The organism is Labrys sp. F242 (genome assembly GCF_057813875.1).
In genome coordinates, this window is record NZ_JBVASG010000001.1 from 1189554 (window position 1) to 1213625 (window position 24072).

The window sequence follows — 24072 nt, forward strand, 5'->3', positions numbered from 1 at the left end:
ATGGCCGTCGCACAATCGACCGCGCCCGAAAGGGCCGGGCAAGCCAAGTCCGATTACCTGATCGAAGTGGAGGGCGTTCGCAAGGGGTTCCCCGGCGTTCTCGCGCTCGACAATGTTTCGTTCAAGCTGCGCCCGGGCACGGTGCACGCCCTGATGGGTGAAAACGGAGCCGGCAAGTCGACGCTGATGAAGATCATCGCCGGCGTCTATCAGACCGATGCCGGCACGATGAAGCTTCGCGGACAGGAAGTGCGTTTTTCAGGACCGCTCGATGCCTTGGAAAACGGCGTGGCGATGATCCATCAGGAACTCAACCTGATGCAGTACATGACGGTGGCGGAGAATGTCTGGATCCGGCGTGAGCCGCTGACCCGGCTCGGCTTCGTCGACCATGCCGAACTCAATCGCCGCACCTCCAAGCTGTTCGAGCAATTGAAGATCAAGATCGACCCTGCGGCCGAGGTCGGCACGCTCAGCGTAGCCAATCGGCAGATGGTCGAGATCGCCAAGGCCATCTCCTACAACTCCGACGTGCTCATCATGGATGAGCCGACCTCGGCGTTGACCGAGACCGAGGTCTCGCATCTGTTCGAGATCATCCACGATCTCAAGGCGGCCGGGAAGGGCATCGTCTACATCACCCACAAGATGAACGAGCTCTTCGAGATCTCTGACGAGGTTTCGATTTTCCGGGACGGAAAATATATCGGAACCGACCTGGCTGAGAACCTCACCCGTGACGAGATCATCCGGCGCATGGTCGGGCGCGAGATCACGCAGATGTTCCCCAAGGAGACGGTTCCGATCGGCGAGGTCGTGCTGTCGGTCAAGAATCTGACGCTCCAAGGGGTCTTTTCCGATGTCTCCTTCGACCTGCGCGCCGGCGAGATCCTCGGCTTTGCAGGGCTGGTCGGGGCAGGGCGCAGCAATGTCGCGGAGACGCTCTTCGGCGTCACGCCGGCGACGAGCGGCACCATCGCGATCAACGGCAAGCAGGTCAGCATCGGGTCGCCCTCCGTCGCGATGCGCAACGGGATGGCCTTTCTCACCGAAGACCGCAAGGACACCGGCTGCTTCCTCATTCTCGATATCCTCGAGAACATGCAGATGGCGGTTTTGACGCAACGCTATGTCAAGGCTGGCTTCGTCGCCTCCAGTGAAGTGGTGCCGGCTTGCAGCGAAATGAGTTCGACCCTGCGGGTCAAGACTCCCAACATGCACGAGCGCATCGAAAATCTCTCTGGCGGCAATCAGCAAAAGGTTCTGATCGGCCGCTGGCTGCTGACCAAGCCGCGCATTCTCATCCTTGACGAGCCGACGCGCGGCATCGATGTCGGCGCCAAGGCGGAGATCCACCGCCTGATCAGCAAGCTCGCCGGAGAAGGCGTCGCAGTCATCATGATCTCGTCCGAACTGCCCGAGGTTCTGGGCATGAGCGACAGGGTCGTCGTGATGCATGCGGGTCACGTCACCGGTATCCTCGATCGGTCGGAAGCCGACCAGGTCCGCATCATGGAGCTGGCAGCGCGATGAGAGGGATAAGAACACGACAGACACGGCTGGTAGCCGCGCATGGAAAAGAGGCGCTGCCCGGTCGATTCCTGATGGATCGGCGCAGTGGCTTCGAAATGGAAATGCACGAAGTCCGGGAATGGGGAAACGGAGGACGTCATGTCGACCAATGAGATTGCGAACAAGGCACCGGGAACCACCACGACGTCGCCGCGCCGGCGCATACCACAGGAAGTCAGCATTCTGGTCGTGCTGATCGGCATCGGCCTGCTGTTCGAGGCACTGGGCTGGCCGGTCAAGCAGCAGAGCTTCCTGTTCAATGCGGATCGTCTCAGCATCATCTTCCTGCAGACGGCGGTGGTGGGCATCATCGCCGTCGGGGTGGCGCAGACCATCATCACCGGCGGCGTCGATTTGTCTTCCGGTTCGGTGGTGGGGGCAACGGCGATGATTGCGGCCAGCCTGGCGCAGGTCTCGACGGCCCGTTCCATCGTCTATCCCCATCTGTCCGACCTGCCCTTCATCGTGCCGGTGCTGGCAGGGCTGGCGGCCGGGCTGTTCGCCGGCGTCGTCAATGGTGCACTGATCGCCTATGCCAATGTGCCGCCCTTCATCGCCACCCTCGGCATGATGGTTTCGGCCCGCGGTTTTGCCACCTGGTATACTAATGGCGCGCCAATCAGCACTTTCACGCCCTCCTTCAGCATGATTGGTTCGTCGACCAAGATCTTCGGCGATTTCTCGATCAACTTGCCGATCACCATCTTCCTGGTGGTGGCGCTGATCTTCCACATCGCCATGCGCTACACCCGTTACGGCAAGTTCACTTATGCGATCGGTTCGAACATGCAGGCCGCGCGCGTGTCGGGCATCGACGTGAAGAAGCATCTGGTCAAGGTCTATGGCATTGCCGGCCTGCTGTCGGGCTTGGCGGCCGTGGTGATGATCGCCCGCGGCGGTTCGGGCCAGGCCGGTGCAGGCCTGGGCTATGAACTGCAGGCGATCGCAGCCGTGGTGATCGGAGGAACGTCCCTGTCGGGCGGCGTGGGACGCATCACCTCCACCGTGATCGGCCTGCTGATCCTCAGCGTCGTGCAGTCGGGTTTCACCTTCCTGGGCGTGCCGGCCTCTCTGCAGCAGATCGTGCTCGGTGCCATTATCGTCACCGCCGTGGTGATCGATCAGTACCGTCGCCGCCGAAAGGTCTGAAACGGGGCGAAACCATCGAGCAGCTCCTTCGCGAGGAGGGGCTGCAATCTGCTTCCACAGATACGGTCGGTTGCGATCGAGCTCGATTACCCGGACAGTTCCGTTGCCATGCCGGAAACTTTCTATATCTATTCGATCTCAACGGTGACGGACGCCGGCGGGTCCTTCAAGCGATTGACTGGATGAGCCTTGGCACTGTCGCGGGGGCGATGGTTTCCATGGCACCAGGAGCATTCACGATGAATGTCATCCTGGCCAAGAAAGAGGGGTGAGCGGTTCAAGACTTCCGGCCTGTGGGCGGGAGGAGCGAGCCTGCGAGACTTGATGAGCAGCAACACAACAGTCTACCTGTTTCCGCATATTCTGAAATGCGCCGGTTTGAGCGTCAGGGATTATCTCCTGCACGATGTCCCGCCGCGCGGTTCCGCCGTGATCTATTCCAAGCCCGAACAACGGCCCTGGCTCGATCCGCAGGCTCGTGTACCTCAGGCCGATCGCGACGAAATCCGCATCCTGTTCGGGCATAGATTGCCGCGCGCCGCAGCCAGGGGCTTCGACGGCCGCATCATTCGCGAGATCGGCCTGCTCAGGGAGCCGGTGTCCTTCTATGTCTCGCTTTACAATTTCCTGCAGAAGACGCCCGAGAGACATCGGATCGTGGGCATGTCCTTCGAGCAATGGTATCCGACCAACAAGCACAACCGCATCAGCCGCTTCTATTTCAGGCATTATTTCGGTTTGTCCTCCTTGGGCATCCGCAAGATGAGCCAGCGCCAGAGGTTCGAATTCCTCTCCAGGCAGTTCGAGACGTTCTGGTTCGTCGGCGATTATCGCAACTGCGATGCGGTGATGGAGCAGATGACCCAGGATATCGGCTGGAAATTCGAAAAACTGCCTCATGAGAATGCCGCGCCTGCCAATGCGCTGCGCAGCCAGGATATCGGCGAGGCATTGCGCCAGAAGATCCGGGAGGACAACGCCCTTGATCTGGCCCTCTACGAGACCTGGGGCGAGCGCAAATGGGGTGGCAATCCGACACTGGAGCGCGGAGCGGTCCTGAACAATCGTTGGACCTGGCAATAGCTTTTACCGCTGGAGGGCAGGGCCGGCGCGTATTCGGACGGGAACTCGTGAGAGATTCGGCCGGATGCGTGCGAATTGGCCCGGCCGTTTCAGACTCCTGCCCGGTTAGAAGCACAAGGCTTCTTCTGACCGGGTTTTGCTTGTCGCCCCGGTGACGGTTCAGGACCTCGTTCTGCCGGGCCCGGGCGCCAATTGGCTGAAATGGACCGCGGCTATCGCGCCGACACCGGCCAGCAAACGGCAGCAGCCATGCATCTTTCTTGTCGGTCGCCAAAATTGGAAAGGGGAGATGGTGCCTAGGGACGGAATTGAACCGCCGACACTGCGATTTTCAGTCGCATGCTCTACCAACTGAGCTACCTAGGCATCCAGCGCGTCAGCCGAGGCCGAAGCGAGAGCGGGCTTATAGCCAGCGCCTCCGAGGTTGTCCAGCCCTCTCGCGCGGAAAAAATAAGCCGGCTGCAAAAACACCGGTACGCGCGCTGTTCCCACCGGTACAGATGGTAAAAACTCTCTGAATCATGATTGCCGCCGACCCGGGGCGCCCTTAGTCTTGTGGCTCGGTGGCCCGCTCCCCATGCGTATCGCGTGACCGGGGCGTGTCGTCAGTTATGGATTGCGTCCCTCCATAGCTGACGACACGTCCCGGTCACGCCGGCACGCTAGCGTGGAAAGGACCGCCGCCATAGGCCGAGGGGCGGCTAAGAGGACAGGCAAGATGGTCAAGCAGGCAGCGCGCCACGGCGTTTTCGTGCGGTTTTTCTCAGCGTTCGTGCTCATGCTCGCCGTGTTGAGCTGGGTGGCTGCTGGTCCGGCGCAAGCGGCCCCGCTGTTCCAGGCCGACAGCTATTCCTATGCGGCGGACAGCTACAAGGACAGCATCGCCAAGCTGGCCAAGACCATGAAGAAGAGCGCGCCGCAGCTTCAGGAGGAGCTGAAGGCCGCCGTCAGCTCCGACAATGCCCGCAACACCGCGGTGGTGGTGGAACAGTTCATCGCCCTGACACCTAATGACGGCGCGATGTGGAAGCGCCTCGCCGATTTGCTGCTGGTGGCCGAGCCCTTCAACAGCCAGGACCGGTATGAACTGCCCTACAAGGCGCTCGGTGCCTCGATTCGGGCCTATCAGCTTGCCAGGACACCGCAGGAACAAGCGGAGGCGCTGAACGATGTCGCCCAGGCCCTGGTCAAGCGCGAGGACTGGCGCCCGGCCCTCAACGCCTATCGGGCGAGCCTCGATCTGGTCGATAACGCGGAGATTCGCGAAACCTATGAAGAGGTGCGCAAGGATCACGGCTTCCGCATCATCGATTACACGGTGGAGAGCGATGCGCCGCAACCGCGCCTGTGCTTCCAATTCTCCGATCCGCTGAGCAACGCGGTCAGCGACTATGCCCCTTATTTCACCCAGGAGCCTGGCCCTGTCTCGGCCGTTACCGTCGACGGTACCAAGCTGTGCGTCGAAGGACTGAAGCATGGCGGGCGCTACAAGGTCACCGTGCGCCAGGGCCTGCCTTCAGCCGTGGACGAAAGCCTGCTCAAGAACGCCGACTATGAGATCTATGTGCGCGACCGCCTGCCGTCTGTGCAGTTCGTCGGCAAGAGCTATGTCCTGCCGCGCACCGGCCAGGCCGGCATTCCGCTGGTCTCGGTCAACTCCACCCAGGCCCGGCTCGCCCTCTATCGGGTCGGCGACCGCAGCCTGATCTCGGCCGTGATCGATTCCAACTTCCTCGACCAGATCTACGGTTCTCAGGCCGGCGAGATCGCCCGCACCAAGGGCAAGAAGGTCTGGCAGGGTACGATGGACCTTGCCAGCACCGCCAATCAGGATGTCACCACCGCCTTTCCGGTTGACGAGGCGCTCGGCAAGATCGAGCCCGGCCTCTATGTGATGACCGCCCAGCCAGGTGAGGTGAAGGAGGACGAAGACAGCCAGCTCGCCACGCAATGGTTCGTGGTCTCCGATCTCGGTCTGACCACTCTCAAGGGCAAGGATGGACTGCACGTCTTCCTGCGTTCGATCGCGTCTGCCGATCCGCTCGCCAATGTCACGGTGCGCCTGCTAGCCCGCAACAACGAGATTCTCGGCTCGGCGAAGACGGGTGCCGATGGCGCCGCCTTCTTCGATGCCGGCCTGACCAAGGGCAGCGAAGGCCAGGAGCCGGCTCTGGTGGTGGCTTCCGACGAGAAGAACGACTACGCCTTCATCGATCTCACCCAGCAGGCCTTCGACCTCACCGATCGCGGCGTCACCGGGCGCGATCCGCCAGGCCCGGCCGATGCCTTCGTCTATGTCGAGCGCGGCGTCTATCGCCGTGGCGAGACGGTGCATGCAGCCATCCTGCTGCGCGACGGCAATGCCAACGCCCTGGCCGACGTGCCGGTGACCATGGTGGTTCAGCGCCCCGACGGCGTCGAATATTCCCGCACCGTGCTGAAGGACCAGGGCGCCGGCGGCCGCACGGCCGATATCGCCATCATTCCCTCCGCCGCCAGCGGCACTTGGCGCGTCGTCGCCTACACCGATCCCAAGGCGTCACCGGTCGGCGAGACCACCTTCCTGGTCGAAGACTATGTGCCCGATCGCATCGAGTTCGACCTCGCCACTTCCGGCACCCGCATCGACCGCACCAGCGGCGCCAATCTGAAGGTGGACGGCCGCTATCTCTTCGGCGCCCCGGCTGCCGGCCTTGACATCGAGGGTGACGTTTCGGTCTCGACCGACAGCCAGCCCTTCTCGCAATGGAAGAACTATGCCTTCGGCCTGTCGGACGAGAGTGTCGATACGGTGCAAAACACCGTCGACGATCTCGCCCAGACCGATGACAAGGGCCACGCTGAGTTCACGGTGCCGCTGCCGCAACTGCCGACGACCACTCGTCCGCTCAAGGCCAATTTCGTCATCCGCATGAAGGAAGGCGGCGGCCGCGGCGTCGTACGCTCGGCCTCCCTGCCGATCGCCTCCACCGGCCCGATGCTGGCCTTGAAGCCCGGCTTCGCCGAGGGCACGGTGCCCGAGGGGCAGCAGGCCCTGTTCGACGCCATTGCCGTCGATCCCCAGGGCAACCAGGTAGCGGCCAAGGGCGCGACCTGGACGCTCAAGCGTCTCACCACGACCTATCAGTGGTACAAGAGCAACAATCGCTGGAACTATGAAGCCGTCACCACCGCGCGCAAGGTCGGCGGCGGCACGGTCGACCTCGCGGCCGACAAGCCCGCTCAGATCTCGGCGCAGGTGCAGTGGGGCCAGTACCGCCTCGAAATCTCGGCGGATGGACTGGCTTCTTCCTCCAGCTCCTTCTATGCGGGTTATTACACCAGCGAGAAGGCCGACACGCCCGATATGCTGCCGGTCGCCCTCGACCAGACCAGCGTCAAGACCGGCGACACACTGCAGGTCAAGATCGATGCCCGTTTCGCTGGCAAGGCTGCTGTGCAGGTGGTCGGCGAGAAACTGCTGTCCTCCACGCTGGTCGACGTGCCGGAGAAGGGGACCACCGTTCCCGTCACCGTGGGCAAGGATTGGGGCACGGGCGCCTATATCGTGGTCACCCATTTCCGGCCGATGGACGTCGCCGCCAAGCGCATGCCGACGCGCGCGATCGGCCTCGCCTGGTTCGGCATCGACCGCAATGAGCGCACGCTCAAGGTCACGCTCACGCCGACCGAGCTTATGAAGCCGCGCCAGCCTCTCAAAGTGCCGGTGAAGGTCGAGGGCCTCGCCGGCGAGAAAGCCTATGTCACCGTGGCGGCTGTCGATGTCGGCATCCTCAACCTGACGGGCTACAAGCCGCCGGAGCCCGAGACTTTCTATTACAGCCAGAAGCGCCTTTCGGCCGAGCTGCACGATCTCTATGGCCAGTTGATCGACGGCATGGAAGGAGCGAAGGGGCGGATACGCACCGGCGGCGACGGCGGGGCCAATTTCAACAGTCCGCCGCCGACTCAGGCACCCCTGGCGCTGTTCTCGGGCATGATCGAAGTCGGTGCCGACGGCACGGCCGAGATCAGCTTCGATATCCCTGCCTTTAACGGCCTGGTGCGCGTGATGGCGGTGGCCTGGACGCCAACCAAGGTCGGCCATGCGTCGGCGGACGTCAAAGTGCGCGATCCGGTGGTGATCGCCGGCACCTTGCCGCGCTTCCTTGCGGTAGGTGACCAGTCGCGCTTCCGCCTGGACCTCGTGAATGCCGAGGCCGCGCCGGGCGACTACACGCTCGCCGTCACTATGGAAGGACCCGTTGGCGCCGAGCCATCAGCTCTCTACCAGACCGTGAAGATCGGGGCCGCGGGCTCGCGCACGCCGGTGAACATTCCCATTACCGCCAACGGTATCGGCACCGGCAAGCTGGTCGCCACCCTGGCCGGTCCCGGCAATGTCGCCATCGACCAGAGCTTCACGCTCGGCATCCTGCCGGCCAATCCGCCGGTGACACGCCGCACGATCCAGACGATTGCCGCCAATGGCGGCGGCATCACCGTCAATGCCGACCTGGTTGCCGAAATGGTACCCGGCACCGGCGCGGTCTCGCTTTCAGTGGGGCCGTTCAGCGCACTCGACGTGCCCGGCCTGCTTCGCGATCTCGATCGCTATCCTTATGGCTGCTCGGAACAGCTCGTCAGCCGTGCGCTGCCCTTGCTCTATCTCAGTGAGCTCGGCGGCAATGCCATCGATCTCGACGGCACGGTGAAGGAGCGCCTGGGCGATACGGTTCAGCGCCTGCTCGCACGCCAGGATTCGAACGGCGCCTTTGGCCTGTGGAATGCCGACAGCGGCGAGTTGTGGCTGTCGGCCTATGTCACCGACTTCCTGCTGCGGGCCCGCGAGAAGGGTTTCGCCGTGCCGGAACTGGCGCTCAACCAGGCGGTCGACTATCTGCGCAACCGTGTCGGCAATGCGCCCGACGTGGAAGAGGGCAAGGGCGAGGACATCGCCTACGCGCTCTACACGCTGGCTCGGGCCGGCAGGGCGCCGGCAGGTGATCTGAAATATCTCGCCGATACCAAGATCGGCCAGTTCGGCAGCGCCATGGCGCGGGCCCAGATCGCCGCGGCCCTCGGCATGCTCGGCGACAAGCCGCGGGCCGGCGAGGCATTCGGCTCGGCTGCCGAAGCGCTCCAGAAGGAGACTGTCGATGCCAGCCAAGCCTATCGCAATTACGGCTCGCCGCTGCGCGACGCCGCGGCGGTGGTGGCGCTTGCGGGTGACGGCAATGCAGGCCTGCCGGTGATCAAGGCGGCGCTCAAGGTCATCACCGATGCGCGCTCCAGATCCCGCTATGCCTCGACCCAGGAGATGACCTGGATGGTGCTCGCGGCACGCAGTGTCGCCGACCAGGCCCGTTCCGTCAGGCTGATCGCCGATGGCTCGGAACAGCAGGGCGCCTTCTACAAGGTCTATCGCGGCGAGGCGCTCAAGACCCCGCATTCCGTCTCCAATCCCGGCGCCTCGGCTCTGCAAGCCGTGGTCGCGGTCTCCGGCTCGCCCGTGGTGCCCGAGCCGGCCGCCAACAACGGCATGAACCTGACGCGCACCTATTTCTCGCTCGACGGCAAGGCCGTGGACCCCGCGGAGGTGAAGCAGAACACCCGGTTGGTGGTGGTGCTGAATGCCAGCCGGAGCGGCGACAACCAGACTGGCAACTTCCTGCTCGTGGACCGGCTTCCGGCTGGTTTCGAGATCGAGAATCCGAATCTGGTCGTCACCGGCGAGACGGGCAGCATGGCCTGGCTGAAGGACCTCACCGACGTCACCCATTCGGAGTTCCGCGACGACCGCTTCGTCGCCGCGTTCACCGATCAGGCCGCCAAGGTCGCCTATGTCGTCCGCGCGGTAGCGCCTGGCCGCTACATCCTGCCCGGCACCACGGTTGAGGACATGTATCAGCCCGAGCGCAATGCCACGCTTGCCACCGGCACGCTCACCGTCACCGAGAGGTAGAACGGACTGAGATGACCAATCGGCGCGTCCATATCCTATGCGCGCTCTTGTTCACGGCCCTTATCGCCGTGAACGCCGGCGGCTTTGCGCTTTCGGAGGCAGTGCGGCGCCTCGGCCCGGTGCCGCTGGGCGAAAGCGTGACCTATTCTCCGCTGGTGGTGGATCGTGACGGCAGGTTGCTGCGCCCCTTCACCACCGCGGACGGCTATTGGCGACTGCCGGCAAAGCCGGAGGAGGTCGACAGGCGCTTCCTGTCGATGCTGGTCGCCTATGAGGACAAGCGCTTCTATTCCCATCACGGCATCGATCCGGTGGCGATGATCCGGGCGGCCTGGCAGATGCTGAGCCGCGGGCGCATCGTCTCTGGCGGCTCGACCCTGACCATGCAGGTTGCCCGCCTGCTCGAGCCGCGACCGGATCGCACCTTTGCCGACAAGGCGGCCGAGATGATCCGTGCCGTCCAGATCGAGAACCGGCTGAGCAAGGAGCAGATCCTCGGCCTCTATCTGGCGCTGGCGCCCTATGGCGGCAATCTGGAAGGAACGCGGGCCGCTTCGCTGGCCTATTTCGGCAAGGAACCCAAGCGCCTTTCGACGGCGGAGGCGGCCATGCTTGTGGCCTTGCCGCAGGCTCCTGAATCGCGTCGGCCGGACCGAGTTCCTGCCGCGGCCAAGGCCGCCCGAAATCGGGTATTGCGGCTTCTCGCCGGCAAAGGCGCGCTCCATCCCGACCAGGCCGAGGCCGCCACGCTGGAAGCGGCGCCGCAGGGGCGCAAGCCCTTCCCGATCCTGGCGGCTCATGTCGCCGAACGGCTTGTGCGCCAGGACCTTATGCGTCAGGTCCAGGCCGGCAAGCGCGATCCCAATCCGGTGCTAACAACCACGATTGCGCGCTTCCTGCAGGAGCAGCTCGAAAATCTGGCGCGTGAGCGGGCGACGGCTCTGGGCGGCGGGGTTTCGATTGCCATCGTCGCCGTCGACAACGCGACCGGCGAGGTGAGGGCGCATGTTGGCGGGGTCGGCTATTTCGACAAGGCGCGGGCCGGCCAGATGGATCTCGCCGAATCGCTGCGATCGCCGGGGTCCACCCTCAAGCCCTTCATCTACGGCCTCGCCTTCGAGGACGGCCTTGCCCATCCCGAGACGCTGGTGGACGATCGTCCCGTGCGCTTCGGGGTCTACAAGCCCGAGAATTTCGACGATGCCTTCCAGGGCACCGTCACGATGCGCCGCGCCTTGCAGCAATCCCTCAACGTGCCGGCGGTGATGCTGCTCAATTCCGTTGGGCCGAACCGGCTGATTGCCCGCATGAAGAGTGCCGGTGCCGAGCCGTCCTTGCCGCCCGACGCCGTGCCGGGCCTGGCAGTCGGTCTTGGCGGCGCCGGCGTGAAGCTCACCGATCTTGCCACCCTTTATCTGGCGCTGGCGCGGGATGGCGAGGCGCTCCCGTTGATCTGGCGGGCGCAGGACCGGGCGCTCGGTGCGCAGCCCCATCGCCTGTTCGAGAAGGCCGCGGCCTGGCAGGTCGGCAATGTCCTGATCGGGGCGCCGCCGCCGGAGAACGCCGTGGGCGGCAAGATCGCCTACAAGACGGGCACCTCCTATGGCTATCGCGATGCCTGGGCCGTCGGGTTCGACGGTGCCAACACCGTCGCAGTCTGGGTCGGGCGGCCTGATGGTGCGCCCGTTTCGGACCTGGTCGGGCGCAAGGCCGCTGCTCCCATCCTGTTCGATGCCTTCCAACGCATCGGCGAGCGGCGCGTGCCGCTGAAGTCCCCGCCGCCCGGTGTGGTCTTCGCGCGAACCTCGGAGCTGCCGCCCGCCCTGCAACGGTTCCGCCCGGGCGCTTTGCCCGAAGTCGCGGCCGCCGGTTCGGGCGATGCACCGCTGGTGATCTCCTTTCCGCCCGATGGCGCGAGGGTCGAGGTCTCGGCCGACGAACCGGACGCCACACTCTCTCTCAAGGCCATGGGCGGCGCTCCACCTTTCACCTGGCTCGCCGATGGCCTGCCGATCGTGATCGGCGAACAGCGTCGCGAGGCCATCTGGGACAAGCCGGGCAAGGGCTTCGCCCGCCTCTCGGTGATCGACGCCAGGGGACATACGGCCAGTGTGCAGATCAGGCTGGATTGACGGCGGTTTGTGCGGCGCCTCGATGACCCAGTACGAGTTTTTTCGGCCGGAACCATAATATTCCTGTCAAGAAGCGAGCCTAGCCTCAGGTACCGGCATTCCATTCATTGGCTGAAATCCATTTTTCCGGGAGAACGCATCGTGCAGGCAGGGCGTTACGTGATCAAGCAAGGCGATACCTTGTGGGGAATCGCCGGCCGTTACTATGGCAATCCGGTGCGCTGGCCGGAGATCTATGCCTACAACAATGAGCCGGCTATCGTCGCCAAGACGGGACACGGCATCGTCAATCCCGACCTCATCAGGGCAGGAGCGGTGATCTACCTGCCGAGGCAGCACCGTCGCGTGGTGCTGCGCGGCGCCCCGGCAGGTACTCCGGCGGCGACAGCGACCGCCCAGTCAGCCAATCCGCCTGCGCCCAACTCGCCTGCCTCCGTACCCGCCCCGAGGGGCAGCTCGACCCCTTCTCACACGCATGTGCAGCCCGATGCCGGCAGCAATCCTGCGGCCAGGACGCTCGCGAACAATTTCGGTTTCGGCTATCAGCTTGACGACCTGTCGATCATCGAGATCAAGGGCAATGGTTTTTCGGCCAGGGTCAAGCTGAAGGGGGCGATCTTCCTGCAGCCGACCGACAAGGTGCCGCTACTCGTCTACAGCAACCGCGGACTGGAGTCGCAGGCGCGCCGGCAGACCTCGACCGTGCTCGGCGAACTGGTGTCCGGCGGCAAATTGAGCTGGGACCGCAAGTCCAACAGCGTCACCTATGAATGCCAGCTCACCTTGCGCGCGAATGCCCATTCGCCGGGTGCCCAGTTTTCTGCCGGCATATCGAGCACGGGAGAGCCGGTGCTCAAGGCCACGCTGACCTATCCACGCATGACCGGGCGAATCCGCGACTACGTCTATGTCGCCAGCGAGTTCAAGGTCGAGATCGAGCTGAAGCCGGATCAGCACCTGCGTCCGCCCCTGCCTGAGCCGGTTCTCGTACCCAGCTATCGTCCCGTCCCGGATGCAACACGGGTTTGGCGTCCCGAGCCCGTGCTCTCCAATCGCAGGCCCGCGCCTTCCCCGGAGCCCTCGTCAGGTATCCATTGGGGCAAGGCAACGGTGGCCATCGTCGGGGCCGTGGTCATTGTGGGACTGACCCTGCTCGAGGATGCCGCTACTGCCGGTGGCGGCGTGGCCGACGATCCGGCGAGCTTCGCGGCGGCGGGCGCCCTGCTGCGCTGGGGTTTGCGCCGGGCAGCCGTACAGGCAGCGCCGAGACTGGCGCCGGCGCTGGCCTACTAGAGCAAAGTGCGTTCATGACTGAACGCTTCTTCATCGCCTCTTTCGCTCTTTCAGCACGAAATTTGTTCTTCGATGCGGTTTCAGAGTTTTACAGGCCGGTCAGCAACGCTGGCCGGCCTTTTCTTGTCGCCGATGCGTCAATCGAAATTGCGTGTTAGACAAAGCCGAATAATTGACGGCCGCTCCGCGGCATCGCCGTGTGTCCTCGCCTGAAAATATCGGTGTATGCATGCCTTCATCTTTCTCGCCCGACCAGACCGCCGATCGCTCAGAGCCGGCGGAGAGCGCTGAAGTCGGGCTGCTGATCGATTATCTGCAGCGCAAGGGACGCTTGGAAACCGAAAGCCCGACGGCTCTCTATCGGCGCCTGCAGGATGCCCTGCGGAGCGCCATTTCGGAGGGCATCGTTCCGGCGGGCGCCATGATCCCGGGCGAACGTGAACTGGCCCAACGCCTTGATCTGTCGCGCGTGACCGTGCGCAATGCCATCAAGGGGCTGGTCGAGGAACGGTTGCTGGTCCAGCGCCACGGCGCACGAACCAGCGTGGCGCTGCGCCTGGAAAAGCCGATGACGGTGTTCACCAGCTTTTCCGAGGACATGGAGGCGCGGGGCCGTGTGCCCGGCACCACTTGGCTACGTCGCGAGGTCGGCATGGCCGACACGGCCGAAGCCATGGCGCTGGGCCTGTCGCCGGGTGCTGGGGTTTGCCGCCTGCATCGGCTCCGGCTGGCGGATCGCGTGCCGATGGCGATCGAGTATTCGGTGCTGCCGGCCGAGTTCCTGCCGAGCCCCGACCTGATCGAAGGTTCGCTCTATGTGACGCTCGATCAGCGTGGCTGTCAGCCGGTGCGGGCCCTCCAGCGAGTGAGGGCCGATGTGGCGACCGCCCATGAGGCGCGCCTGCTCGAGATCGAAACGGGTGCGCCCATCCTTGAAATGGAGCGCCGCTGCTCGTTGGAAAACGGACGCGTGGTCGAACTGACCCGCAGCCGCTACCGCGGGGATGCCTATGATTTCATGGTCGAACTGGCCCGCCGCGGCTGAATCGCAAGTGATTTTGCAACTGGTATTAAACAGGTTGCATTCTGGTCCTATCGGTGTCAGGCTTCCTCATCAGCAAGCGAGGAGCATGGGGTGGCATCTGCAGTTGAACGAACGCTCGACGGATTGATCGTGTCATGCCAGCCGGTAATCGGTGGCGCGATGGACCGGACCGAGATCGTCGTCGGCTTCGCACTGGCCGCCGTGGCAGGGGGGGCTGCTGCCTTGCGTATCGAGGGCCTGGCCAATGTCAGGGCCGTGCGTGCGGCAACATCGCTGCCGGTCATCGGCCTGGTCAAGCGGGCCGAAGCAAACACACCCGTTTTCATCACACCCCTGCTGCAGGACGTCGCCGATCTGGCGGAAGCCGGTGCCGACATCATCGCCTTCGATGCCACACAGCGGCCCCGCCCGGTTTCTGTGCCTGCCTTGATCGGGGCCATTCATGCCGCCGGACGCCAATCTATGGCCGATTGCGCCGGGCTCGCGGATGCCGTCGCTGCGGCAGAGGCGGGGGCATCCGTGATCGGCACCACCCTGTCCGGCTATGTTGGCGGGCCGGTGCCGGAGGATCCGGATGTCGACCTCGTACGCCGGGTCGCCGCTCTCGGGCGGCCAGTTTTCGCCGAGGGGCGCTATCGCACGCTCGCACAGGTGCAGGCCGCTCGTCAGGCCGGCGCCGATGCCGTGGTGGTCGGATCCGCCATCACCCGGCCCGAGCACATCACGAGTTGGTTCGTCGAGGCGGTGAAGTCGTCCTCCGCCCCATCCTCCTAGGAATGCTCATGCAGCCGCGGCCTGTCCTTGCGATCGATATCGGCGGCACCAAGACGCTTTCGGCCTTGGTCGATGGTGAAAGGGTACTGGAGCAGCGCCGTGTCGAAACCGCGCGCGAGGGCGGCCCGCAAGCCTGGCTGGATGCCGTCGTCGCGAGCATAGCCGATTGGCGCGGGCGCTATGCCGCGGCCGGCATCGCCGTCACCGGCCGGATAGCAGGAGGTCGCTGGTCGGCGCTGAATCAAGCCATCCTGCCGGTGCCGGATGGTTATCCTCTCGTGGAAGTTCTCACCGAGCGCCTCGGCGTGCCCATCACCGCCGTCAATGACGCCCAGGCCGCCGCCTGGGGCGAATATCGCTTCGGCGCGGGGCAGGGGGCCGACATGGTCTTCATGACGGTCTCGACGGGCGTGGGTGGGGGCCTGGTCCTGGGCGGGCGCCTGCTGATCGGCCGCAGCGGTCTGGCAGGACATGTTGGCCAGATCCTTACCGATCTCACGGCAGGCGAGCAGCGATTGGAGGATATCGCAGCCGGTTCTGCCTTGGCGCGATTGGCGGCCGGCAGCGGGCGGTGGCCCGACCCGCCGGCCCTGCTGGCGGGGGCCAGGGCCGGGGATGCTGGCGCCGAAGCCCTGATCGGCGGTGCCGTGCTCCCGCTGGTTCGTGCCGCCCGCTCCTTGCAGATGCTGATCGATCCGGATTGCTTCGTCATTGGCGGAGGCCTCGGTTTGGCCGAAGGCTTCCTCGATCGGCTGCGCAGCCACGCCGCCGCGCTTCCTCCCCAATACCGTCCCGAATTCCGCGCTGCCGCGCTCGGCGCCGAAGCGGGACTGATCGGCGTGGCCGATCTCGTCGACCCATAACCAGAAAGCGCACCGGAGGTGGATCATGTTTGAGATGAAGCGAGGCCGAAGGAACAGATGCAGGGCGTTGCTGGCCGGTCTGGCTCTGGCGCTGGCGGGCAGTACCAGCGCCTTGGCCGAGGTCACCGTTCTCGGCTGGCCGGGTGGGCCGGAAGAGACGGCCCTGCGCGCGACGGCCAAAGCCTATAACGAGCGCTCGGGCCTGGCCGATGCCGACAAGGTCAAGCTGATCTTCTTCAACCGCGAAGGGTTCTGGGACAAGCTGCAGGCCGATCTCGCGGCGGGTTCGACCGAATTCGATCTCAATCTGATCGCTACCTATTCACTGGGCAAATATGCGCCTTTCATGCAGCCGGTGGATCTGCCGGCCGACAGCGCTAAGGTCTTCGGCGAGAAGGTGCTGAAGACCATGCAGTTCGACGGCAAGCAATATGGTGTGCCGACGGATCTGTCCTTGCATTTCATGTATGTGCGCAAGGACCTGATGGCCAAGCTCCTGGCCGATGACGGCTGGAAGAAGACCTATGGCGAGATCGCCCAGAAATATCTCGGCAGGCCGCTGCAGCCGGTGAAACCGGAGGCGTGGACCTGGGACGATTATGCGGCGACGGCCCTGTTCTTCACCAAGAGCATCAATCACGCCAGCCCGACGCGGTACGGCACCGTGCTGCAGATGAAGAACCTGTTGTTCAACATGATGGTGTTCCAGACCATGGCGCGGTCCTATGGCGCGGATTGGCAGGACGCCGCCGGCAAGATCACGGTGGATTCGCCCGCCTACCGCACCAGCCTGGAGCTTTACAAGAAGCTTTACGACGCCGGGGCCAGCCCCAAGGATTCGCTCTCCTACGAATATGCCGAGGCCAATGCCGCCTTCCGTGCCGGGCAGGTCGCCACCATGCTGCAATGGAATGCCGCCGCGGCCGATCTCGACAACCCGGCCAAGAACGCCGTCGTGGCGGGGAAGATCGACACGCTGGCTCCGCCCAAGGGGCCGGAGGGACGCACCACCCATATTCACGGCCTCGGCTTCGGCCTCAACAAGGCCTCGCCCCATAAGGAGGGGGCCGTCAAATTCCTGAACTGGCTCGCAGGCGCGGAGGCGATGAAGATCTACGCCGATGCGGGCGGTTCGCCGGCGCTCGACGCCAGTCTCACCGCGTCCCTGCCGAAGCGGCCGGACCTCGCCAAGATCGGCGACTTTGCCGGCCAGTACGGCTTCGTGATGACAGGCGGCACCTCGGCCGGCGCGCTGCAGGTCTACGAGACCCAGGCCAAGGACTTCACTGGCTATTGGGCGGGACAGACCGATCTTGACGCAGCGCTGAAGGATACCGCTGCCAAGATGCAGGAATTGTTGAAGAAATAATCGGTCTTCCTGTAGCGGAGCGGTGGCTTTGGTCATCGTTCCGCATGAGAACTCTGTGCGGGTGGGGCAAGGCGGCCGCAACAGGCGGAGGGCTCTTGCATGCCGCCTGCCGTTACGGCCGCCCTATCGAGCGGCTCCTGCCCGGAGATAGCCTGATGGCGCTCGCCAAGAGCAAGACACCCTATCTGCTCATCGCACCGATCACCGGATTCCTGATCTTTTTGGTGGCGCTGCCGCTTTGCATCGACATCGTCTACTCGCTCTCGAAGGTGACCTTCGAAACCCTCCGCAGTCCGAGCCTGCAGGGCTTTGGCAATTTCGTCAACGTGCTCCAGGATGGCGCGTTCTGGAGGGCCATGGGTTTCTCGCTGAAGTTCGCTGTTGCCGCCTCGATTGCGCAAATCCTGCTCGGCCTGTTCCTTGCCATCTTTCTCAGCCCGCTCCTGGCTAAGCGGCCCTGGCTGATGGCGGCTCTGATGCTGCCGATGATGCTGGCCCCGGCCTTGGTCGGCCTGATGTATCGCCTGGTGCTGCAGGAGTTCGTCGGCGTGATCCCCTATTATTTCCTGCTTTTCACCGGGGACAGCCCGGCTTTCCTCAGCCCGGACAATGCCTTCGCCACGCTCGTCACCATCGAGGTCCTGCAGTGGACGCCCTTTGCCCTGCTGATCCTCTATTCGGCCTACCAGTCGATCCCCCTCGAAATCAGGGAGGCGGCGGCCATTGACGGTGCCGGCTATTTCCGCCGGCTGCGCTGGATCGACCTGCCCTATATGGCGCCGGCCATCGCCATCACCTTCTTCTTCCGCTTCATCGACAGTTTCCGGGTCTTCGACAATGTCTATGTGCTCACCGGCAGCGGTTCCGGCGGCAGCACGACCACCATCAGCATCTATATCTACGAAGCCTTCTTCCGTGGCAGCAACATCGGGGTTGCCGTCGCTGCCTCGTTGATCCTGCTCGTGATGTCCTATGTCGTGGTGGCTGGGCTGATGACGCTGGCGGAGCGGCGCGCATGACACGGCTTCTCACCATCCTGCGCTGGATCGTCTTTCTCGTCGCGGCCTTCGCCCTGAATTTTCCGCTGATCGCCACCCTGATCGCCGCGTTCAAGAGCGAAGCGGAAATCGCCGAGAACCCGTCTCTGCTGATCGAGGCGCCGACGCTGGAGAATTTCGCCAAGGTGCTGGAGATCTCCGATCGCTTCGACATCACGCATTATCTCGTCAACAGCTTGATTGCCGCCTCTCTGGGCTCCTTGTTCGCGATCGTGCTCAGTTTTCCGGCAGCCTACGCCATCGTGCGCCATGGCGTCGGGCAGCGCTGGCTGCTGCCCGGGGTGACCAATCTACGTGCCATTCCGCTGATTATCTTCTCCATCCCGATCTATCTGATCTATCAGCGTCTTGCACTGCTCGATACCCGTTTCGGGCTCGCCTTGATCCTCTGCCTCGTCAACCTGCCCTTGGTGCTGGTGCTGATCGCCAATGCCATCAGGGACCTGCCGCTCGAGATCGAGGAGGCGGCTCTGGTCGATGGCGCCAGCACGTTCTATGTGCTGTGGCGGGTGGTGCTGCCCCTGACAGCGCCGGCGATGGCTTCCTCTGCAATCCTCGCTTTCATCTATGCCTGGAACGAGTTCCTGTTCGGCTTGATGCTGACGACACAGAGCGCCGTGCCGATCACCGTCGGAGCCTCGTTCTTCTTCGCGGCAAGCGGAGGTGGGGTACAATGGGGCACGGCGGCGGCGGTGATGATCCTTTCCGTGCTGCCGCCATTGCTCATGAGCCTGCTGGCCTATCGCTATATCGGCCGCTCCCTGACCGCCGGAGCCGTCAAGGGATAAGCGTGGCCCCGCCAAGACGCTTATCGCGGTGCGTTCTTGCGCAGGACCTCCAGGGCCTCCATGCGGGCCTTGGAAAGGTCCCATAGCGTCTTGGTGGCCGCCGCCATCAGGGCTTCTATGATGGCCAGGATCGCCGCGTTCGAATCCCAGTTCGACGGCACGCCCGTGCGTGCGGAAATGACATGGCGCGCAAAGCGGGCGATCGGCGACAGCCACTGGTCGGTGAACAGCACGATGGTGGCGCCGCGCTCGGAGGCTTCCTGCGCTAGGAGGATCACATCGTCCTGGTAGCGCCTGATGTCGAAGACGATCAGGACGTCGCGCTTTCCGAAATCGATGACCTGGTCACGCCAGGTTGCCGCCTGTCCCTCGACCAGCGTGACGTCGGGACGGATGACCCTGAGATGGCGCACGGTATAGAGCGCCACGGCTTCCGTGAGGCGCCCCCCGACGATATGCAGCCGACGCTTGGTGTCGACGATGATAGCGAGAATCGCGTCGAACTCGGTCGGCGCCATGGCCTCGAAGCTGTGTGTAATGTTGGCGACCACGGCGGCAGCGAAGGCGGAGAACGGCGTTGTATTCGCTTGTTCCGGTGCCTGCTTCATCAGCGGCGACTGCAACTGCGCCTCAAGTTCGTCCTTCAGATGACGTTGGAAATCGGCATAGGCCCCGAAGCCGAGCCGGGCGATGAAGCGCAGGATCGAGGGCGCCGAAATACCGGCTCGAGAGGCAAATTGCGCAACGGTCTCAAGGCCCGCGAACGGGTAGTTCGACAAAAGAACATGGGCGGCGCGCCGCTCGGTAGGGGTCAGCGAACCGAGCCTGCTGCGGATGGTCGTCGCCAAGGTCTCATCGCTTGCCGTGGTCGCCGTGTCCGGGCGTTTGGTCATCAGGCGACTCCCTCTGGAAAAGCGAGAGTGGAAGGTGGACACAATTTTCACAATTGACAAGTCGGCTACGGCTGTACTCAAAATAACACTCAATACAAAAATAAGCTCGGACGTAATGAATGTTAGAATCGCTCACCGAGAGAGCCGCTAGAGGAACCTCGGATGGGGAAACCCAGCCCGAAACCGCTATCCTGGATAATGGTCGGGGCAGGGGAGCTCACGTCCTCGTTTGTGAGCACGCATCCAACTTCGTTCCTGCGCGATATGGCCAGCTCGGCCTGTCCGATGCCGACCTGCAGCGCCATATCGCCTGGGATCCGGGTGCCCTTGGCGTGGCGCGTGTGATGGCGCGCGAACTCGATGCGCCGCTGGTGTCCTGTGCCGTCAGTCGCCTCGTGATCGATTGCAACCGCGACCCTGCGGTATTCGATGCCATCACGCTCAGGAGCGAGGGCACTGTCATTCCTGGCAATACGGATGTCAGCGATGCGGAGCGGGCACGGCGGGTTCGCGAGGTCTACGAGCCTTTCCACGCCGAGGTTGCCGACGTCGTGTCGGCCAAGCGACTGGCCGGACCGGTGGCTGTCATCGGCATTCACAGCTTCACCCCGGTCTATAACGGCACCCGGCGCCCCTGGCATGTCGGCATTCTCTTCGACCGCGACGAGAGCCTGTCCGCGCCGATGGTCGCCGCCCTGCGCGAAGATCCGAGTCTGGTGGTCGGGGTCAATGAGCCCTACAGCCCGGGAGACCGCGTCTATCACACGCTCGATCGCCATGGCCAAAGCCAAGGCCTTCCCAGCGTGATGATCGAAATCCGCAACGATCTTCTGGCAGCGCCGAATCAGCAGGAAGAATGGGGCATGAAACTTGCTACCATCCTGAAGCGGATCGGCCTGCCGGAAGGCGATTCGCCAAAATGAGAGAGCCGGAACGACCGGCCGAAAACGATAGCTGCGTGAAAGGTAACATCCATCGGTCCAATGTCTATCGGTCCAATGTCGACCGATCCTGGACCATAAGTCGGGGGACTTTCTATGAGCGGATCGACTGACGAGGACGTCAAAGTCCTCCATTCCATGGGCTACGCGCAGGAATTGGCGCGCCGCATGGGCGGTTTTTCGAATTTTGCGATCTCCTTTTCCATCATCTGCATCCTCGCAGGCGGCATCACCTCGTTTCCGCTGGCGATGGGGACCGGTTCTGGCTTCGAAGCGACGATCGGCTGGGTCATCGGCGGCGTATTCGCCCTCGTGGTCGCCGCCTGTCTCGGGCAGATCGGTTCGGCTTACCCGACGGCGGGCGGTCTCTATCACTGGTCCTCGATCCTCGGTGGGCGCGGCTGGGGTTGGGCAACGGCGTGGATCAACCTGCTCGGCCTGATCTTCGTGGTCGCCTCGGTCAATGTCGGCGTCTGGCTGCTCTTCAGGGATCTGGTGCTGTCGGGCGTCTTCCATGTCGACGTAACGGCGTGGACCGCCGTGACCACGGACCCGTTGCCATCAGGTATGACGGCCGAACAGGCAACGGCGATCAACAATTCCGCCTATGCCGCACAGGTCGTTGCTGTCTGCCTGATCACGCTGGCCCAGGCCTTGATCAACCATTTCGGCATCAAGCTCACTACGCTGCTGACTGACTTTTCGGGCTATCTCATTCTGGTGATTGCCGTGGTGCTGACGCTGACCTTCCTGGGTTGGGGAGCCGGCTGGGACTTCTCGCGTCTCACCACTTTCGTGAACAACACGGGTGATCCGGGTGGCAACTATGTGCCTGAAGCACGGCCCGCCTTTATCGCTTTCCTGGTCGGCCTGCTCTATCCACTCTACACCATCACCGGGTTCGATGCCTCTGCGCACACCTCCGAGGAAACTCAGAATGCCCGCGTCGCGGTGCCGCGCGGCATGATCCATTCGGTGTTCTGGTCGCTGGTATTCGGTTTTGCCATGGCAGTATCCTTCGTACTGGCCAGCCCCGACCTGGCCCAGACCGCCAAGGACGGGGGCGCAGGCTGGTTCAATTTGTTCAACAACCTGCCCGCGCCGGGCTTGCTCAAGGATGTGCTGGCCATCGGCATCGTGCTGGCCAATTTCATCTGCGCCCTGGCCGGTCTGACTTCGACCTCGCGCATGATCTATGCCTTTGCCCGTGACGGCGGCCTGCCGGCTTCCGGCATCTGGAAGGGCGTGAGCCCGACCTGGCGCACGCCTGTGGCAGCGATCTGGCTCGGAGCGGTGCTCTCGATTGCCGCCACGCTCTATTCGCCCGCCTTCGCGGCCCTGGCGGCGGGCTGCGCGCTGTTCCTCTATGTCTCCTATGCGATGCCGATCGCAGCCGGATTGCTTGCGGAGGGCAAGACCTGGACCGAGTTCGGCCCCTTCCGCCTCGGTATCTGGTCCAAGCCTCTCGGCGTGATCGCCGTGCTCGGCGTGCTCGTCCTGATGTATGCCGGCATCCAGCCGCCCTTTGACATCTTGATCAACTATGCCATCGGCTTGCTGGTGCTGCTGCTGGTGTTGTGGTTCGGCATCGAGGCGCGCCGGTTCAAGGGACCGCCAATCGGTGGTGACATCGCCAAGCGGGCCAGCGAGATCGCAGAAGCCGAAAAGGCCGTCGGTCAGAGCTCCTGATCGTGACGACGGCCGGCCCCGGTGTCGCCGGGGCCGGCCATTCCAGGGCATTGAACCATCCACCAAGAACAGACCTAGAGAGACGGAACTAGCGGATCATGGCGAACCCAGCGAGACCAACCAATGCAGCCGAGGCGATCGCCTATGTGCGTGAGCACGGATTTTCCGATGTGAAAGTCGGTGTCTTCGACATAGACGGCGTCTTCCGCGGCAAATACATGGCTCGCGAGAAATTCGAGAGTACCCTCGAAAAGGGCTTCGGCTTCTGCAATGTGGTGTTGGGCTGGGATTCGAACGATCAGCTCTACGACAACACCAGTTTCGCCGGCTGGCACAATGGCTATCGCGACGCCGAGGCCCGGTTCCTGCCTGAAACCATGCGCGTCATCCCGCTCGAAGACGGCATGCCGCTCTTCATCGGCGAGTTCGCCGGCGAGGCGGAGGCCTATTGTCCGCGCGGCACGCTGCGTCGGGTGCTCAAGCGCGCCGCCGACATGGGTTACAAGGTCTCCGCTGCGGCGGAGTTTGAGTTCTTCGTCTTCGACGAAACGCCCCATAGCGTGCGCGAGAAGCGCTTCCGCAATCTGAAGAACATTACGCCGGGCTTTTTTGGCTACTCCATGCTGCGGGCCGGCGTGCATGCCGATTTCTACCAGGATCTCCTGCAGATGTGCCGCGATATGGACATGGAGATCGAAGGCCTGCACACCGAAACCGGCCCTGGCGTGCTCGAAGCGGCACTCAAGGTCGACGAAGCCCTGGCCATGGCCGACAAGGCCGCGCTGTTCAAGACCTACACCAAGATCCTCGCGCAGAAGCGCGGCTGGATGGCCACCTTCATGGCCAAGTGGTCGCATGACTGGCCGGGCCAGTCCGGGCATCTGCATGCCTCACTCTCGGATCTCAAGACCGGCAAGGGGATATTCCACGACCCCTCCAAGCCACATGCGATGTCGGACGAGATGCGTTGGTTCGTCGGCGGCCAGCAGGCGCTTATGCCCGAATTGCTGGCGATGATTGCCTGCACGGTGAACTCCTATACCCGCCTGATCCCGGGCTTCTGGGCACCGACGGATGCGAGCTGGGGCGTGGAGAACCGCACCTGCGCCTTGCGCGTCATTCCCGGCTCGGAAAAATCCCAGCGGGTCGAGTATCGCGTGGCTGCCGCCGACATCAATCCTTACATCGCCCTGGCCGCGGCGATCGGCTCGGGCCTGTGGGGCATCGAAAACCGCATCGAGCCCGATGCGCCGGTCGAGGGCTCGGCCTACGATAAGAAATTCCCCAAGGCGCGCCATTTGCCACGCTCGCTCTGGGACGCGGCTCAGCGCCTGAAGGCCTCCAAGGCGGCGCGTTCGCTGTTCGGCGATGCCTTCGTCGAACACTACGCCGCGACGCGCGAGTGGGAGGAGCGTGAATTCCGCCGCACGATTTCGGATTGGCAGCTGGAACGCTATTTCGAAATCATCTAGATGTGAT

The 24072-nt window shown here is 63.6% G+C and carries 15 protein-coding genes, 1 tRNA gene and 1 pseudogene; 15 read left to right on the forward strand and 2 right to left on the reverse strand.

The features are described from left to right. From ACZYTC_RS05500 to ACZYTC_RS05510, 3 genes are all read left to right on the forward strand, one after another. The gene (locus ACZYTC_RS05500) at positions 1–1533 is read left to right on the forward strand and encodes a sugar ABC transporter ATP-binding protein (protein WP_441772299.1); all 1533 of its coding nucleotides are present in this window, start codon (positions 1–3) and stop codon (positions 1531–1533) included. A 138-nt stretch (positions 1534–1671) separates the two neighbouring features. After that, on the forward strand, positions 1672–2721 hold the full coding sequence (locus tag ACZYTC_RS05505) for an ABC transporter permease (protein WP_434957019.1): 1050 nt from the start codon (positions 1672–1674) through the stop codon (positions 2719–2721). Between the two features lie 324 nt (positions 2722–3045). Continuing rightward, the gene (locus tag ACZYTC_RS05510; RefSeq protein WP_441772298.1) at positions 3046–3804 is read left to right on the forward strand and encodes a hypothetical protein; all 759 of its coding nucleotides are present in this window, start codon (positions 3046–3048) and stop codon (positions 3802–3804) included. Positions 3805–4094: 290 nt separating this feature from the next. Here the strand turns inward: ACZYTC_RS05510 and ACZYTC_RS05515 are convergent. Further along, positions 4095–4170 (reverse strand) — tRNA-Phe (locus ACZYTC_RS05515). A 352-nt stretch (positions 4171–4522) separates the two neighbouring features. Here ACZYTC_RS05515 and ACZYTC_RS05520 point away from each other — a divergent pair. The 9 genes and pseudogenes from ACZYTC_RS05520 (at position 4523) to ACZYTC_RS05560 (ending at position 19070) form a co-directional block, all read left to right on the forward strand. Next, positions 4523–9748, forward strand: a complete 5226-nt coding sequence (locus ACZYTC_RS05520; protein ID WP_441772297.1) for an alpha-2-macroglobulin — start codon at positions 4523–4525, stop codon at positions 9746–9748. A gap of 11 nt (positions 9749–9759) precedes the next feature. Next, on the forward strand, positions 9760–11880 hold the full coding sequence (gene pbpC / locus ACZYTC_RS05525; RefSeq protein ID WP_441772296.1) for a penicillin-binding protein 1C: 2121 nt from the start codon (positions 9760–9762) through the stop codon (positions 11878–11880). A 141-nt stretch (positions 11881–12021) separates the two neighbouring features. After that, positions 12022–13173, forward strand: a complete 1152-nt coding sequence (locus ACZYTC_RS05530; RefSeq protein ID WP_441772295.1) for a LysM peptidoglycan-binding domain-containing protein — start codon at positions 12022–12024, stop codon at positions 13171–13173. Between the two features lie 14 nt (positions 13174–13187). Continuing rightward, entirely contained in the window at positions 13188–13331 is a 144-nt protein-coding gene (locus ACZYTC_RS05535; RefSeq protein WP_434957014.1) for a hypothetical protein, read from the forward strand. A gap of 71 nt (positions 13332–13402) precedes the next feature. After that, complete coding sequence (locus ACZYTC_RS05540; RefSeq protein WP_441772294.1) at positions 13403–14218, forward strand: GntR family transcriptional regulator; 816 nt, start codon at positions 13403–13405, stop codon at positions 14216–14218. 159 nt (positions 14219–14377) lie between these two features. Next, positions 14378–15855, forward strand: a pseudogene (locus ACZYTC_RS05545) (putative N-acetylmannosamine-6-phosphate 2-epimerase). Between the two features lie 25 nt (positions 15856–15880). Continuing rightward, positions 15881–17224 (forward strand): extracellular solute-binding protein, encoded by a 1344-nt coding sequence (locus ACZYTC_RS05550; RefSeq protein WP_488989093.1) that lies wholly within the window; start codon positions 15881–15883, stop codon positions 17222–17224. Positions 17225–17379: 155 nt separating this feature from the next. Beyond that, on the forward strand, positions 17380–18243 hold the full coding sequence (locus tag ACZYTC_RS05555) for a carbohydrate ABC transporter permease (protein WP_488989094.1): 864 nt from the start codon (positions 17380–17382) through the stop codon (positions 18241–18243). Then, positions 18240–19070: a carbohydrate ABC transporter permease gene (locus tag ACZYTC_RS05560; RefSeq protein ID WP_434957010.1), complete on the forward strand. Its 831-nt coding sequence runs from the start codon at positions 18240–18242 to the stop codon at positions 19068–19070. Before ACZYTC_RS05555 ends, ACZYTC_RS05560 begins: the two co-directional genes overlap by 4 nt. A 20-nt stretch (positions 19071–19090) precedes the next feature. Here the strand turns inward: ACZYTC_RS05560 and ACZYTC_RS05565 are convergent, their stop codons facing one another. Then, complete coding sequence (locus ACZYTC_RS05565) at positions 19091–19963, reverse strand: MurR/RpiR family transcriptional regulator (RefSeq protein ID WP_434957009.1); 873 nt, start codon at positions 19961–19963, stop codon at positions 19091–19093. 119 nt (positions 19964–20082) lie between these two features. Here ACZYTC_RS05565 and ACZYTC_RS05570 point away from each other — a divergent pair, with 119 nt between their 5' ends. The 3 genes from ACZYTC_RS05570 (at position 20083) to ACZYTC_RS05580 (ending at position 24065) form a co-directional block, all read left to right on the forward strand. Then, positions 20083–20886, forward strand: coding sequence for an N-formylglutamate amidohydrolase (locus ACZYTC_RS05570; RefSeq protein WP_434957008.1), 804 nt, complete (start codon positions 20083–20085; stop codon positions 20884–20886). A gap of 114 nt (positions 20887–21000) precedes the next feature. Further along, positions 21001–22593 (forward strand): amino acid permease, encoded by a 1593-nt coding sequence (locus tag ACZYTC_RS05575; protein ID WP_434957007.1) that lies wholly within the window; start codon positions 21001–21003, stop codon positions 22591–22593. 98 nt (positions 22594–22691) lie between these two features. Next, on the forward strand, positions 22692–24065 hold the full coding sequence (locus ACZYTC_RS05580; RefSeq protein ID WP_434957006.1) for a glutamine synthetase family protein: 1374 nt from the start codon (positions 22692–22694) through the stop codon (positions 24063–24065). The last annotated feature ends 7 nt before the right edge of the window (positions 24066–24072 follow it).

Excerpts from the sequence above, each read along its gene's own strand:
- ACZYTC_RS05575 (WP_434957007.1), top strand. The coding sequence starts at position 21,001 with ATGAGCGGATCGACTGACGAGGACGTCAAAGTCCTCCATTCCATGGGC.
- ACZYTC_RS05535 (WP_434957014.1), top strand. The coding sequence starts at position 13,188 with ATGACTGAACGCTTCTTCATCGCCTCTTTCGCTCTTTCAGCACGAAAT.
- ACZYTC_RS05505 (WP_434957019.1), top strand. The coding sequence starts at position 1,672 with ATGTCGACCAATGAGATTGCGAACAAGGCACCGGGAACCACCACGACG.
- ACZYTC_RS05555 (WP_488989094.1), top strand. The coding sequence starts at position 17,380 with ATGGCGCTCGCCAAGAGCAAGACACCCTATCTGCTCATCGCACCGATC.
- ACZYTC_RS05510 (WP_441772298.1), top strand. The coding sequence starts at position 3,046 with ATGAGCAGCAACACAACAGTCTACCTGTTTCCGCATATTCTGAAATGC.
- ACZYTC_RS05580 (WP_434957006.1), top strand. The coding sequence starts at position 22,692 with ATGGCGAACCCAGCGAGACCAACCAATGCAGCCGAGGCGATCGCCTAT.
- ACZYTC_RS05565 (WP_434957009.1), bottom strand. The coding sequence starts at position 19,963 with ATGACCAAACGCCCGGACACGGCGACCACGGCAAGCGATGAGACCTTG.
- ACZYTC_RS05540 (WP_441772294.1), top strand. The coding sequence starts at position 13,403 with ATGCCTTCATCTTTCTCGCCCGACCAGACCGCCGATCGCTCAGAGCCG.
- ACZYTC_RS05550 (WP_488989093.1), top strand. The coding sequence starts at position 15,881 with ATGTTTGAGATGAAGCGAGGCCGAAGGAACAGATGCAGGGCGTTGCTG.
- ACZYTC_RS05520 (WP_441772297.1), top strand. The coding sequence starts at position 4,523 with ATGGTCAAGCAGGCAGCGCGCCACGGCGTTTTCGTGCGGTTTTTCTCA.
- pbpC (WP_441772296.1), top strand. The coding sequence starts at position 9,760 with ATGACCAATCGGCGCGTCCATATCCTATGCGCGCTCTTGTTCACGGCC.
- ACZYTC_RS05570 (WP_434957008.1), top strand. The coding sequence starts at position 20,083 with ATGTTAGAATCGCTCACCGAGAGAGCCGCTAGAGGAACCTCGGATGGG.
- ACZYTC_RS05560 (WP_434957010.1), top strand. The coding sequence starts at position 18,240 with ATGACACGGCTTCTCACCATCCTGCGCTGGATCGTCTTTCTCGTCGCG.
- ACZYTC_RS05500 (WP_441772299.1), top strand. The coding sequence starts at position 1 with ATGGCCGTCGCACAATCGACCGCGCCCGAAAGGGCCGGGCAAGCCAAG.